This window comes from Prevotella fusca JCM 17724 (genome assembly GCF_001262015.1).
GTDB lineage: Bacteria > Bacteroidota > Bacteroidia > Bacteroidales > Bacteroidaceae > Prevotella > Prevotella fusca.
Genome location: NZ_CP012074.1, coordinates 929,160 through 942,696, shown reverse-complemented (window position 1 = coordinate 942,696; position 13,537 = coordinate 929,160). Strand labels below are relative to the sequence as shown.

The window sequence follows — 13,537 nt, the reverse complement described above, 5'->3', positions numbered from 1 at the left end:
GACAGTGAGAGTCTGTGTAATGACGAGCGGGACTACAGTTTACTCTAACCCTATGAAATGTTTGAACTAAGTCTCTTTTGTTTTCATTTTTTTATCCAATTACTATGATATTCAAAATTTTTATGTACATTTGCAGCAAAATTAATATTAATACTTTTTTTATGTAGTAGTACTGGGTTTAATAATTTATGGGGACTGTTAAAGTAATGCTCAGTGGTGTTTTGTGGTGACAGATGCTTCATGCGTCCGTAAATTAATGTCTGCTGGTGAACATGTGGACAGTGCACCTCTGCTTTTTATACAGCCCAATATGAATGTGTATCAATAAAATAATAACAATAAAGATTAATCAATGAAGTATCATCAACACATGTTAAGAGCTTTAAGAAGGTTACCTTCTTTGATGTTTCTGACAGCTTTTATTTTGATGATTTCGTGGACTTCCCCAGCTTATGCACAGGTTGCAGTGAAGAAGTTTTCGATTTCATTCAAAGATAAAAGCGTTGCTCAAATCTTGGATTTCATTTCAACAAAGGGAGATTACAAGATTAATTATTCTGACGATGTGAAGAACGACACTCTGCTTTTGACCATCTCTTTCGAAGATGTGGATGAGTTGAGTGCTGTAGAGAACCTGTTGTCACATACATCCTTTATATATAATGTGGATGGCAAGATGATTGATGTGTTCAAGATGAAGAACGCAACACAGGGTCAGTACACCCTTCACGGTACGGTGAAGGATAAGGACGGACTGGGTGTGCCCTTTGCCATTGTACAGATTAAGGGTACATCGAAAGGTGTTACTGCCGATGTTGACGGCAACTTCTCTATGCCTGTAGAGAAGGAAGAGGGCACAATCAGTGTGTCCAGTGTGGGCTATGAGGCAAAGACGTTGAAGTATCATGCCGGCAAAGCCTTGGATGTAATCCTGCCATCCTCAGCCTATGCGATGGGCGAGGTGACTGTGGTTGCGTATGGTAAGCGTAACACACGTGAGCAGGTGGGTGCGATTGCATCAGTGAAAGTTGAGGATTTGCAGAAAGCTCCGACAGCAAGTCTTGAGAACCTGTTGCAGGGACGTATGGCAGGTGTTGATGTAACCAACCTGTCCGGCTCTCCTGGTGGTGGCGGTTCACGTATTACGATTCGTGGTTTCAGTTCGTTGAACCAGCAGGGTGTCAATGACGGAACTCCACTTTATGTCATTGACGGTATTCCTGTAACAGGTAGTGCTACGGATGCAACGGGTGGTATTAATCCGTTGTCAGGATTGGATCCTTCAAGTATTGAGTCTGTTCAGGTTCTCAAGGATGCAGCGTCAGCGTCTCTTTATGGTTCAAGAGCTGGTAATGGTGTTATCCTTATCACTACGAAGAAGGGTAAGTCCGGGCGTTCGGAGGTTAGCTTCAATGTGTCACAGTCTCTTTCATGGCTGCCAAGCACACCTATGCAGACCATGGGAAAGGGTGAGCGTGACATTGCTTTGCGTTTGGCAAAGAGCCAGAGAGGTGCACATTATGACTATCTCACAGACCAATTGGTTTATCCACATTCTTATAAGGATTCCTACGGTTGGGATGCAGATAACGATGGTGCATACGACTATCTGTGGCGAAATGGTAAGGTGCTGGATTCAGACCGCCGTCTGCCGGGTATTGCACAGGACTCACTTAATACCTTCTATAATAACAGAACAAACTGGTGGAAGTATGCTTTCCGTGTAGGTAAGGTAACAAAGGCTGACATGCTTTTATCTGGTGGTACGGATAACATAAGATATATGGTCAATGCAGGCGTCTATGATGAGACGGGTATCATGATCAGTTCTAACTTCCGTCGCTTCAGTCTCTTGAGTAATCTTGATTTCAATCTGTCAACGAAGCTGAGCGCATTCACACGTATCAATCTTACTTACGCTACACAGAAAGCCGGTGCGGACGGAGGACGTGTGCAGGGATTGACCTTTGACCCGAAACGAACATCAACGCTCTTGCCGGGCAAGGGTAGTACTGCCGAACAGATAGCGTTGAGACAGTTACGTGATATTGACAAGACCAACTCCAACTATAATATTCGTCTGAGTGTAGGATTGAACTATAACATCTTGAAAGGACTGAAGTTCTCTTCTACTTACTCGCTTGACCATTACTTCACACGTGTGTACACCTTCACACCTGATTATCTGAAGTATGACAAGAAGTCTGAGGTTCAGGCTTCCAATATAGCAATGACGAATGTGCAGACAGAGAATATCCTTACTTATAATCTTGCACTTCCAAGCGACCATAAACTTGAGTTGATGACTGGTATGACCTATAACTATGATCTCTTGCAGAACCTGAGTGGTACGGCAAAGGGGGGTCCGACCAATTCTATCAAGTTTGCAGGTGAGGGCTGGCCTTCACTTATCAAAGACGGAGGAACGGTAAGAGCTGCACAGAGTTTCCTTACCAACCAGCAGGAACAGTCGTTGCTTAGTTTCTTGGGACGTGCGGCTTACAGTTATAAGAAGCGTTACATGGCAGAACTCTCTATCCGTGCAGATGGTTCAAGTGTGTTCGGTAAGGATGTACGTTGGGGAACTTTCCCTTCTGTAGGTCTTGGCTGGGCATTCAGTGAAGAGGCATTCATGAAGAAGTTGTGGTGGCTGAGCTTCGGTAAGCTGCGTGCATCATGGGGTAAGTCCGGACAGAAGTTCCAGGAGCCTTATCTGGCATTGGGTGTAATGGAGGAAAGCAACGTCTATAATGGTTCGTTAGGTCTGATTCCACAATCCATGGCTAATAAGAAGTTGACATGGGAAGAGAGTGACCAGTATGACCTTGGGCTTGACTTGCAGCTTTTGGATTATCGCTTGAAGTTCAAACTTGACTATTACTATAAGTACTCAAGCAAACTGTTGATGCAGTCTTATCTGCCGGGCAATGTATTCCTTGCAACAAACATGTGGGACAATGCTTCAGCCATCTCCAATGAAGGTATTGAGTTTGAAGCACAGTATGATATTATCCGTAAGAAGAACTGGAACTGGAGCGTGGGTATGAACCTCTCACACAACAAGAACATGCTGCGTAAGACATACAACGGAGAGGACCTTAATGACAAGGTCTTGGGACGTCCTGTCTATGGTATCTATACTTTCAAGGATGAAGGAATTGTGCAGAAAGAGGAAGACATCCCTATGTATCGCAATGCATCAGGTAAGTTGTTCCCACTTTATTTCCAGTCAATTAACAACCCGTTGCGTGTCGGTGGTAGAAAGATAAAGGATCAGAACTATGATGGCGTGATTGACGATAAGGACCTTTATTACGCTGGCAGCACACTTCCTGCAGTCTATGGTGGTTTGAACAGTCATCTGGAGTGGAAGGGATTGAGCTTCGACGTACTCTTTAGTTATACAATCAGCCGCAAGGTGATGAATATGTATAAGAACAGTGCCTTTACCTTTACGAAAGACTTTGGAGTTATCATGAACTATTTCCGTGCCAATGATTTCTGGACTCCAACTAACAGAGATGCAAAATATCCATCTCTTGAGTTCGCTGACAAGGATTATGTAGGTCAGTTTGATGGCAATGTGGATTCTAATATTGAGAATGTCAGCTTCCTGCGCCTCAAGCAGTTGGTTGTAGGCTATCAGATTCCAAAGAACTGGTTGAAGGGCTCTTTCATCAAGGATGCCAACGTCTACCTCAGTGGTGAGAATCTGTTTCTGATTACCAACTATTCAGGAGTTGATCCTGAGGTTATCAATCCTTATACTGGTAAGGATGATGGAACACAGTATCCTTTGAACAGAAAAGTCACTTTGGGTCTCAACTTAAAATTCTAACAGAAAATGAAGAAGATTATAATACTCTCAATATGTGGTTGTCTTCTGTCCTCTTGTAGCCTCGACCTGCAGCCGGAGAACGGACTTACCTACAGTAATTCGTTCAATACGGAGAAAGAACTGAATGCGACGACCACTTCCATTCTGTACTATGTCAATACGGTTGTCGGCAGCAACTACGTCCTTTCAACGGCAGGCATGAAGGCTGATGAGGTGTTGGATGCCAAACAGTTGCGTGAATGGAATCCACGGACAGTAGTCTCAAGCGAGTATTCATGGAAAGGTCTTTATGACCTTATCTTTGAAGCTAACCTGCTGCTTGATAACATTGACAAGACAAAGGACCTGTCAACTAACCGCCGGAACTATCATGTCGGACAGGCAGAGTTTGCTCTCGGGCTGTCTTATTTCCTCTTGGCACAGCGTTACGGTGAGGCTATCATCACGGAAAATTCTACCGAGATAAAGCCTTATTCCTTGTCACCTCAGAGTGATGTGCTCAATACGGCGATAGAGCATGCCAAGAAGGCTTTGGAGATTCTGCCTACATGGGATAAGCTGACAGACCTTAACGGTGCGGCAATAACAGACCGTCAGACAGCTTCCAAGGGAACTGCTGCAGCCTTGTTGGCTCAGGTTTATGCTTGGAAGGGCAGTGTTACTGAGCTTTATAAGTTGCAGGGCAATGCAAAGGATGACTATCAGAAGTCTATAGACTACGCAACACTACTGATTGAAGGGAAGGTCGGTACTTATCGGCTTTGTTCTTCTCCAGAGGAACTTTGTACGTACTTGTCTAATGAGAAGACACCTAACCCCGAAGCAATCTTCAGTTTGTTGTTCGACAAAACACGCTCGGAGTTCGTTGTTTCTCCTAACGAGGTGGCGCAGAACTTTGTGAGCTGGCCTGTCAGAGAAGACCAGACTTTGGCTGACCTGCCTTCAAGCAGCACCTATCAGCTTCATACATCGACGGTGGAATCGCTCTTCCCGGATGCTACTGACCAGCGCCTGCAGGCTTTCTTCTACCAGTGGGGCACTTCGCATGAGGTAGATGGAACGGACTATGCTCTAATGTATAAGTTCAGAAAGGCTATCATGGATGCTGACCAGTACTCTGCAAGTGGTAAGACCTATCGTACTGTAGATGCTGATTACGTGTACTGGCGACTGGCTGACATCTACCTTTTGAGGGCTGAATGCTATCAGAAGTTAGGTAATGAAGCAAATGCTATTGCAGACCTCAATGTGATTCGTTCACGTGCAGGTGCACTTTCTTATCCTTCAACCTATGATACTGAGGGTTTGAAGAAAGCTATCTTCCTTGAAAGAGAGAAGGAGTTTGTCGGTGAGAATGATGCACGTTATGCAGACATTATCCGCAATGGATATGTGAAAGAAGAATTGCAGGGTAAGTTCAAATTGCTCAGCAACCAGGATATTCAGGGCGGTGCTCTTTTCCTTCCACTTCCAAAAGATGCTTGGCAGGATAAGGATGGACACATTATCAATAACCAGTTGCGCCAGAAACCTTATTGGCAGGCTTATAACTAATAGGAAGGTAAGGAATGCACAATTTAAAAGTGTTTGATATAATGAAGAAGATTATATATATAATAATGGTGTGTCTGACGATGGGAGCAATCTCAAGTTGTACCAAGTATAACTTTGACGACACTGGTCTTGCCAACGGTAAGCATGATATGACCATGTGGGAGTACTTTAAAGGTGATAGCTATAACTGGGATTCCCTGCGTGTAATGGCAGAGCGTGCCGACTTGGTTTCGCTCTTTCAGGGAACGAGTAAATATGGTAAGAACTTCACTTTCTTTGGTCCAACCAATCACAGTATCCGTCGTTATCTCCTTGATAATAGTATGGAAAGGGTTTCAGATATTCCTGTGGCTGACTGCAAAACGTTCATATTGAACTGTGTTCTCCCTAAGAAGCGTGTGATGCTCGATGACTTCAAGGAAGGCGTTAAGTCTTCAGATCCTTCAACACCAGTCGGAAAAGGAGGTGAGACTGTAGAGATGGCTTCGGGAAAACAGCTGTGGATTTATACTTTCCGTGAGTCTTATAACAATGTGCCGGGTGCTGGTCCTCTGCGGATTCACCTTGTATCTCCTACGACAACCAAGACTTCGGATGTTGCTTCATGTAATATCGAGACAAATACGGGAGTAGTCCATTCGCTTGTTTACGACTTCAATTTAACTGACTTTTAAAAATGAAACAGATGAAGAAAGGAATAGCTTTGCTGTGCCTTATGGCCCTTACAATAGGTTTTATGGTATCGTGTAGTAAAATGGATGTTGGCTATTTGAGAACGACAGGAGCATCATTTGCGCCTGACTCACTTAACGCCTTCCATAATATTGATCCTACAAGTGACCGCGCTATTAATAAATTACCATTCGTTTCAACACGTATCCAGGGTGTTGCAGGTACTAACCCTGTCAATTTCGAACTTGCAGGGGTCAAGGCTGATAGGCAGGAAAATGTACAGCTCTTCATGAATCTATATAAGGAGGGTAAAATATCTGTAACGGGTGGCTTGATAGTTGTTACATTGGAAGCAGCACAGAAGCTGCCGAATGGCAGATACCGTCTTTCTCTCAAGGTATATAATGAGGATCATGAGACTGTCTTGGATGATGTCTTCAAGGTGGTGGTGACTGACGATGAGTTAGTTATCGACTGATGTCGGCGATATGATCTTTTAATCGTATGCGCTTCGTTCTGCATTGAAGACCATCTTTAATTGTGTTACCTGCGCTTGGTAATGATGTTACCGATGCTTTGTAACCGTATTACCAACGGCTGGTAAAAGTAGCAAAAGATAGGCTTGATGCAGCCGATAGACAATCCACATTGCGGCAGTCAGTGCTGGTAAAAGTAGCAAAAGATAGGCTTGATGCAGCTGGTGGAGTAAACTAAAACGGAAACTTGAATAAAATAACCCATTTAAATTCAGATTAAGTATGAAAAGAAGAAGATATGCCTTACTGCTTGTTGCGCTTTTAATGTTGGCAGTACAGGTTCGTGCACAGCAGGGAGCAGGCTCTGACGGAACGAACGGAATCACTTTCTTCAAAGGGACTTTCAGTGAGGCGCTTGTAAAAGCCAAACAAGAGAACAAACTGCTCTTCGTTGACTTCTATGCAGTCTGGTGCGTTCCTTGCAAAAAGATGGCGAAGACTGTGTTTACACAGGAGGAAGTAGGGAAGTATTTTAATGAGCATTTCATCAGCCTGCAGCTGGATGCAGAGAAGGGTGAGAATGTCGAAATTGCAAAGAACTATAAGGTTGCAGCTTATCCAACAGTCGCTTTCATCTCACCAGATGGTAAGGCTTTGTCTGTGAATACAGGTGCAATGGATAAGGACGAACTCATGGAGGCTGCTAAGATTGCTGCTGGTGAGAGCGTAAGTTTTGAGGAACTGTACAACAAGTATAAGGCTGATAACAACGACCTTGATGTTCAGCAGCAGCTCCTCCTCAAGGCACCGTCTTTCTTGCAGGCGCAGGAAGGTATGGAGGCTGACAAGTGGGTGACACGTTTACAGAAGCTCTATAAGAACTATGTGGCTGCGAAGGCACCTTTGAAACTTATCAATGAAAATGATTATCGTATCATTCTGATGTTGGAGGGGGACGAGGATAAGGAGCATAAGCAGTACATGATAGACCTCATTAACGACCATCTTGATGACTGGACGAAGACTGTTGGCAAGGCACCAGCTTACTACATTGTTGAGGCTAATGACATTTTTGCCGAGGATATGGCAAAGGATGGAAACGTTAAGTACAAGGACTATGTGGAGAAGGTCAAGAACCAGTATGCAAAGGCATACGAGGTGGTGGGGTTGACAGGTATTACTCCATACGAGAAGTCTAAGCTCTACTTTGATGCTCTCTTCAACTTGTATAAGAACAAGGATGTGAATGGTTATGTGAAAGCTATGGAAACCTATTTCGGCAAGATGGAGAACAACCTCCGTTCAGCTGACTATGGTAAGGCTGCACAGAATCTCTATATGGCAGCAGGCAAGAGTTTGAAGGCTAAGGACCATGAGGTAGCCATCAAGTGGGCAGAGAAGGCTTTGGCACAGGAAGACGCTGTGATGGACCGCGTGAACTATATGGTAATGATTGGCGACTCTTATCGTGAGTTGAAGAACTATGCTAAGTCACGTGAATACTACAACCAGGCTTTTGCTGAGACACTTCGTCTGGAGAATATGGAGATGCCACAGGCTATGTTGCAGGGTGCAATCAAGCAGAAGCTCTCTACACTCGAACTCCTTGAAAAGTAAAGAATGACTATGTTCAAGAATATTATGAAATGCCTATCGAGCATGCCTGTGGCACTGCTCATAGGCTTTTTGTTTTTTCCCCTTAGTCCTGCCAATGCGCAGATGAAAGGACTTAAGAAGGGAAAACTGGCAAATGGGCTTACTTATTATATCTATAATGATGGCTCTGTAACGGGTGAGGCACAGTATTATCTCTACCAGAATGTAGGTGCTATCTTGGAGAATGACGAGGAAAAGGGACTGGCGCACGTGCTTGAGCACTTAGCTTTCAACACGACAGACCACTTCCCTAATGGTGTGATGAATTTCCTTCGTAGCCATAACCTCAATGACTTTGAAGCCTTCACGGGTGTCGATGATACTCGTTATGCTGTACATAATGTGCCAACAGATGATGCGAAGCTCAATGAGAATATGCTTTGGGTGCTCCGTGACTGGTGTCACGGTATCAAGATGACTGCTAATGACATTGAGAAGGAACGTGGTATTATCCTTGAAGAGTGGCGCCATCGTTCGGGTGTAGACCGTCGCCTGACGGATGCCATCGCACCTGTTGTCTATAACAATGCAGGTTATGCTACCCATAACGTGATTGGTTCACAGAAGATTCTGGAGACTTTCCAGCAGAAGCAGGTAAAGCAGTTCTACGACAAGTGGTATCGTCCTAATATGCAGTTTATTGCTGTTATTGGTGATGTGGATGTTGACCTGATGGAGAAGAATATCCAAACGGTATTTAAGACATTGCCAGCGAAGCTGGTCCCAGTTGTCGGTCCACAAGCAAGATCGATTCCTGACAATCCAACACCACTCTATATGCGTTTTATTGACTCAGAGAACAAGAGTGCTTCTTTTGGTCTTTACCAACGCTATGAGGTAAAGGGCAATGCGCCTGAAGAGGACCGTGTGCGTCAGTTTATCTTTACTAAGTTCTTCAATACATTAGCTCCAAAGCGTTTTGTGATGTTGAAGAATGCTGATAAAGAGAGTTATATTGCAGCTGAGGTAAGTCTCTCTCCACTGGTAAGAAATTATTATCAGATGGCGTGGGATATGGTTCCATATAAAGGTAATGAGCAGAAGGCACTTCAGCAGTTGTTAGCAGTGCGTGATAACCTGCGCAATCAGGGCTTTACAGCAGCTGAGTTTAATGCAGAGAAGGAGAAGATGTATATTGGAATGAAGGATGTATTGGAGGCGCAGGGATTAGGTACGCCAGACAATGCCTTGATGCTTTTCCGTCAGAACTTCCTTTATGATATTCCTGTACAGGACTTCCGTGGTCAGATCAACCGTAACCTTGAGACCTTAGTTGAGCTGGAGGTAGAGGATATGAATGCTTGGATGAAGTCCTTGCTTAATGACAACAACCTCGCTTTTGTTACCTATTCTAAGTCACAGGCTGAGATGAATATCACCGAGAATGACCTTATGGAAGCCTTGAAGGCTAAGAGTTCATTCAGCGACATGGCTCGTGCAGACGATATGAAGCCTGTCAGTCAGTTGATTGACTTCCCTCTGACTGGTGGTAAGATTGTCTCTGAGAAGCAGTTGAAGACTTTGCAGGCAAAGGAGTGGATTCTCTCTAATGGTGCAAAAGTGCTTTATCGGAATGTACCAGAATTGAACGGTCAGTTCCTCTTTGCAGGTTCTGCAGAAGGTGGTAAGTCAATCGTTCCTGCACAGGACATTGCTAACTATACTGCAATGCGTTCGCTTTTGATGCAGTCTGGAGTATATAACTACAATAGAAATCAGTTAGCACAGTGGTTGCAGGGCAAGAATATCAATCTCTCCCTCTCATTGGAAGACTATAGTGATGGTGTGGGTGGTAATGCGCCTGTTGACAATGCTGACGATTTCTTCAGCTATCTGTACTTGATTTTGTCACGTCAGAACTTCTTAAAGTCAGCCTTTGACAAGTATGTTCAGCGCAACCTCTATGTCTACGAGAATCGTGCTACGACAGGTATGGCAGCAGTACAGGATTCTATCCAGCAGTTGCTTTATCCAGCCAGTGCAATGAATCCACGTCAGGATGAGGCTTTCTTCAAGTCTGTTCAGTACGACAAGTTGCAGGAACAGTTCCAAGCACATCTTGGAAATGCCTCACGTTTCACCTATTGCCTTATTGGTGATATACCTGAAGCAAAGGCGAAAGAGTTGATTCTCCGCTATATCGGTTCACTCAAGGGAGAAGGCAAGCCAATGAAGACTGCTATTCAGCCAATGGACTTCTCGTCATCTACGCCTGTTATCAAGCGCACTTTCGAGACGGAGACAGAAGGCGGTATGGCTGAGATTGAGATATCTTTTGCTAACAAGCAGAAACTCTCCGACCGTGAGCAGGCTGCTTTGGAGGTGATGCGTGGAATCTTGGAGCGTCGTTATTTTGACGTGTTGCGTGAAAAGGAACACCTAACCTATACGGTAGGTGTACAGAGTAACTATACTTCACAGCCAGTAGCAGGCGAGAGTCTTAATATCCATCTTTCTACAGCGAAAGAGAATGCTGACAAGGCGGTTAGCCTTGTTTATAGTATTCTTGAGGACGTTAAGGCTGGTCGTTTCACCGCTGATGAGTTCAAGGCTGTGATGGTACCACTTGCAGTTGATGAGGAGCAGACAAGTGTAGCCTCTCAGTCTAACAGCGACCCATCAGTGTGGATGGCATTGTTGAACATCTATGCTGAGACTGGTAATGAGCAGTCACCAAATGACAATGCAGCTTCTGCGCCAATCTTCAAGACCCTTACAGCGCAGGATATAACTGCAGTAGCCATGAAGGTTATGATGAATGCCAAGCAGCGTGAGATTATCGTGAAGCCTGCTGCACAGGAAGGCAAGCATACTTTTAAGTAAGTCTTAAAGGGAAAATAAGTATATAAAACAGGGATGCTCAACCAGAGCATCCCTGTTTTTGTTTTTGATATTGGATAAAACGGCTCAATCGCCGAAAAGAGCCTTGTTGGCTGCATTCATTGTTATGACTATCAAGTTCCTCTTCTATCCATTTTCTATCGAAGTGTTGAAGCCCAGCACAGGTGGTGCTGATGGTGAACACCAATGGTGCTGACCGTTAATACCATGCTATATGGTCCTGAGTGGGGTGGAAGGGAGAGGTTTTTAATAATTCTCCTTATACTTATCCGTCTCAATATAGATGTAAATCTTATATTCTGGGAAAGCGGCACGCATATTCTTTTCGATGTCGTTAACCAGTTGAGATGCTTGTGCTTCGTATTCGTTCTTGACGTCAATCTTTGCAGTGACAAGGATGTCGTTAGGACCGAGGTGGATAGTCTTGACGTTGATGAGGCGGTCGATTTCTGTTCTGTTGAACACCTCCTTGATACGTGATAGGTCCTTTTGTGTAACACTCTCACCAATAAGCAAACTATAGAATTCACGTGCCAAGAAGAGAGCTGCAGCACAGAGGAGTACACCAATCAGTACACCCGAAAAGGCATCATAGAAAGGATTACCCGTGAAATGGGTAAGAAGCGTACCACCTAAAGCTATCAGCAGACCGATTACTGCACAACTGTCTTCGGCGAAGATGATAAGGATTTCGCTATGACGGCTCTCCCGCAGGAAGCGATAAAGTGATAGGTTGTCCTTGTTCAATTCCTTTATTTCCTTGAAGGCAATGCGAAGGCTGCCTAACTCCACTAAGAGTCCAAAGACGAGAATACCGATGATGAGCCACGTGTTCTCCACGCCGTGTTCTGGGTGAAACAACTTCTCTGTTGCCTCCATGATACCCAATGCACCACCGGCAAAGAACAACATCATTGCAACAACCAAGCTATAGAAATACTTAGCACGAGCCTGTCCGAACGGATGCTGCTCCGTTGCCTTTGCTGTTGACTGGCGGTTGCCTACCAATAGCAGTATCTGATTGCCACAATCCACAACACTATGGATTGATTCATTCAACATAGCAGCTGAGCCAGACACTGCAAAACCAACAAACTTTGAAATCGCAACCAAGATGTTTGCACCTAAGGCAGCGATAACACTCATCATTCCTCCACTGTTCTTTTCCTTTTCCATATCCTGTTTTAATCTTTTCGATACTGGTATATAACTACCAGATGTACTGTGTAACGTACTTACTACTTTCTTGTTTGTTATTTTTATTTAGTGTTGTCACCACTTCTTCAATGCGGGTGGGACGTCCTTCCTTATCATATTCCGTTGTCAGTTGCGACTTGAAAGCGAAGTCTTTATCTTTTGAACTAAAGCTATAGCTGCTAATATCTCCTTTCGGAATAACACCCATATAACCCAAGGTGATGAAGGGGATGGGTATTCTTATACCACTACCAAACATCCAAAAGTAATAGAGGTTATGGTGGCTCGTTTTCTCTCCAGTATCTCTGTAAGTGATATTTAATGATTTATCAGGTAATATCTTCTCTCCCTTCCATTGGAGGATGTTGGTTTGTCTCCCACAGAGTGTGTTAGGTGTGTCACGACAAACGAGCCTTCGCTTATTATCGTAGGTGTATGTATAATAGCCGGGAGTGTTATTCGCTTCTATGATAAGTCCGTTCTTAACTATGTAATAGCCATCGAGGAGTTCGTCTAACTGGTCTTTAATATGTGTCTTATGAATGTGAATGGTGTCACCAGTGTAGGAATAAGTGTAATCCTGCAAGCTGTCTGTACCCACACGCTCTATGATGAGCTGCCCTTTTTGGTTACAATAATAGGTGATAGTGTCCTTACTCCTCTCCGCTTTCGATGTTACGTCTTTGATAATTGTCAGGTAACGATGCAGTTGTTCTCCGTGATAAGTTATCTCTTCGGCTATTCCAGAAGGAACAAACGAACATGAGAAAAACAAACTAACACCAATGATAGTCAGTAAGAATAGTCTGATATTCTTATATGAGTGTTTCTTCATTTGTTCTTGAATGTTATAGAGTTTGTTCATGTATGCGGAGTTCTGTAATGTTGAATAGGAGATAGTGGGTAAAAGTAAGTGACACATACTTCTCTTTCAGAGAGCAAAACGAGCTTGTTCAAGTCTTATCCTTCGTACAGTTAGCCTTACTTCTTAGCAGCCTTCTGCGCCTCTTTTACCATTTTCAGACGTTCCTCATAGATGGGGTGCCACTTGTTGATCATTGCCTGAAGGTCCTTGCTTCGCTGCTCCAGTTCACGGTATTCATCCGTGTCTGTTTCGTGATTCTGGCTTTTTATTAGCATCTCTTGCAGCATTAGTTTCTGCTGTTCGTCAGCCTTCTGAAGCTGTGTGCCAAGCTTTTCAAGGTTCTCCATGAATGCCAGTGCACGGTCAATATGATTTTCTTTTTCCATCTTTTTCCTGTTTTCTAAGTGTCTTTTTCTGTGTACAAAGTTACGGAAAAAG

General features: G+C 43.9%; 9 protein-coding genes. 6 read left to right on the top strand and 3 right to left on the bottom strand.

Features of this window, described 5'->3' with window-relative positions; genetic code table 11:
• Positions 1-352 precede the first annotated feature (352 nt).
• The 6 genes from ADJ77_RS03830 to ADJ77_RS03805 all read left to right on the top strand — a co-directional run bounded on the left by ADJ77_RS03830 (position 353) and on the right by ADJ77_RS03805 (position 11,019).
• On the top strand, positions 353-3,838 hold the full coding sequence (locus ADJ77_RS03830) for a SusC/RagA family TonB-linked outer membrane protein (protein WP_025077599.1): 3,486 nt from the start codon (positions 353-355) through the stop codon (positions 3,836-3,838).
• Positions 3,839-3,844: 6 nt separating this feature from the next.
• On the top strand, positions 3,845-5,392 hold the full coding sequence (locus tag ADJ77_RS03825) for a RagB/SusD family nutrient uptake outer membrane protein (RefSeq protein WP_050696033.1): 1,548 nt from the start codon (positions 3,845-3,847) through the stop codon (positions 5,390-5,392).
• Positions 5,393-5,433: 41 nt separating this feature from the next.
• Positions 5,434-6,066 (top strand): fasciclin domain-containing protein, encoded by a 633-nt coding sequence (locus ADJ77_RS03820; RefSeq protein ID WP_025077600.1) that lies wholly within the window; start codon positions 5,434-5,436, stop codon positions 6,064-6,066.
• A 2-nt stretch (positions 6,067-6,068) separates the two neighbouring features.
• Entirely contained in the window at positions 6,069-6,542 is a 474-nt protein-coding gene (locus ADJ77_RS03815; RefSeq protein WP_025077601.1) for a hypothetical protein, read from the top strand.
• Between the two features lie 280 nt (positions 6,543-6,822).
• Positions 6,823-8,157, top strand: coding sequence for a thioredoxin family protein (locus ADJ77_RS03810; RefSeq protein WP_025077602.1), 1,335 nt, complete (start codon positions 6,823-6,825; stop codon positions 8,155-8,157).
• Between the two features lie 9 nt (positions 8,158-8,166).
• Positions 8,167-11,019, top strand: a complete 2,853-nt coding sequence (locus ADJ77_RS03805; protein ID WP_050696032.1) for a M16 family metallopeptidase — start codon at positions 8,167-8,169, stop codon at positions 11,017-11,019.
• 264 nt (positions 11,020-11,283) lie between these two features.
• Here ADJ77_RS03805 and ADJ77_RS03800 read toward each other — a convergent pair whose 3' ends face one another.
• From ADJ77_RS03800 to ADJ77_RS03790, 3 genes are all read right to left on the bottom strand, one after another.
• The gene (locus ADJ77_RS03800; RefSeq protein ID WP_025077603.1) at positions 11,284-12,213 is read right to left on the bottom strand and encodes a cation diffusion facilitator family transporter; all 930 of its coding nucleotides are present in this window, start codon (positions 12,211-12,213) and stop codon (positions 11,284-11,286) included.
• A 34-nt stretch (positions 12,214-12,247) separates the two neighbouring features.
• Positions 12,248-13,069, bottom strand: a complete 822-nt coding sequence (locus tag ADJ77_RS03795) for a hypothetical protein (RefSeq protein WP_025077604.1) — start codon at positions 13,067-13,069, stop codon at positions 12,248-12,250.
• Between the two features lie 146 nt (positions 13,070-13,215).
• Positions 13,216-13,485: a hypothetical protein gene (locus ADJ77_RS03790; RefSeq protein WP_025077605.1), complete on the bottom strand. Its 270-nt coding sequence runs from the start codon at positions 13,483-13,485 to the stop codon at positions 13,216-13,218.
• Between the last annotated feature and the right edge of the window lie 52 nt (positions 13,486-13,537).

Excerpts from the sequence above, each read along its gene's own strand:
- ADJ77_RS03830 (WP_025077599.1), top strand. The coding sequence starts at position 353 with ATGAAGTATCATCAACACATGTTAAGAGCTTTAAGAAGGTTACCTTCT.
- ADJ77_RS03825 (WP_050696033.1), top strand. The coding sequence starts at position 3,845 with ATGAAGAAGATTATAATACTCTCAATATGTGGTTGTCTTCTGTCCTCT.
- ADJ77_RS03820 (WP_025077600.1), top strand. The coding sequence starts at position 5,434 with ATGAAGAAGATTATATATATAATAATGGTGTGTCTGACGATGGGAGCA.
- ADJ77_RS03815 (WP_025077601.1), top strand. The coding sequence starts at position 6,069 with ATGAAACAGATGAAGAAAGGAATAGCTTTGCTGTGCCTTATGGCCCTT.
- ADJ77_RS03810 (WP_025077602.1), top strand. The coding sequence starts at position 6,823 with ATGAAAAGAAGAAGATATGCCTTACTGCTTGTTGCGCTTTTAATGTTG.
- ADJ77_RS03805 (WP_050696032.1), top strand. The coding sequence starts at position 8,167 with ATGTTCAAGAATATTATGAAATGCCTATCGAGCATGCCTGTGGCACTG.
- ADJ77_RS03800 (WP_025077603.1), bottom strand. The coding sequence starts at position 12,213 with ATGGAAAAGGAAAAGAACAGTGGAGGAATGATGAGTGTTATCGCTGCC.
- ADJ77_RS03795 (WP_025077604.1), bottom strand. The coding sequence starts at position 13,069 with ATGAAGAAACACTCATATAAGAATATCAGACTATTCTTACTGACTATC.
- ADJ77_RS03790 (WP_025077605.1), bottom strand. The coding sequence starts at position 13,485 with ATGGAAAAAGAAAATCATATTGACCGTGCACTGGCATTCATGGAGAAC.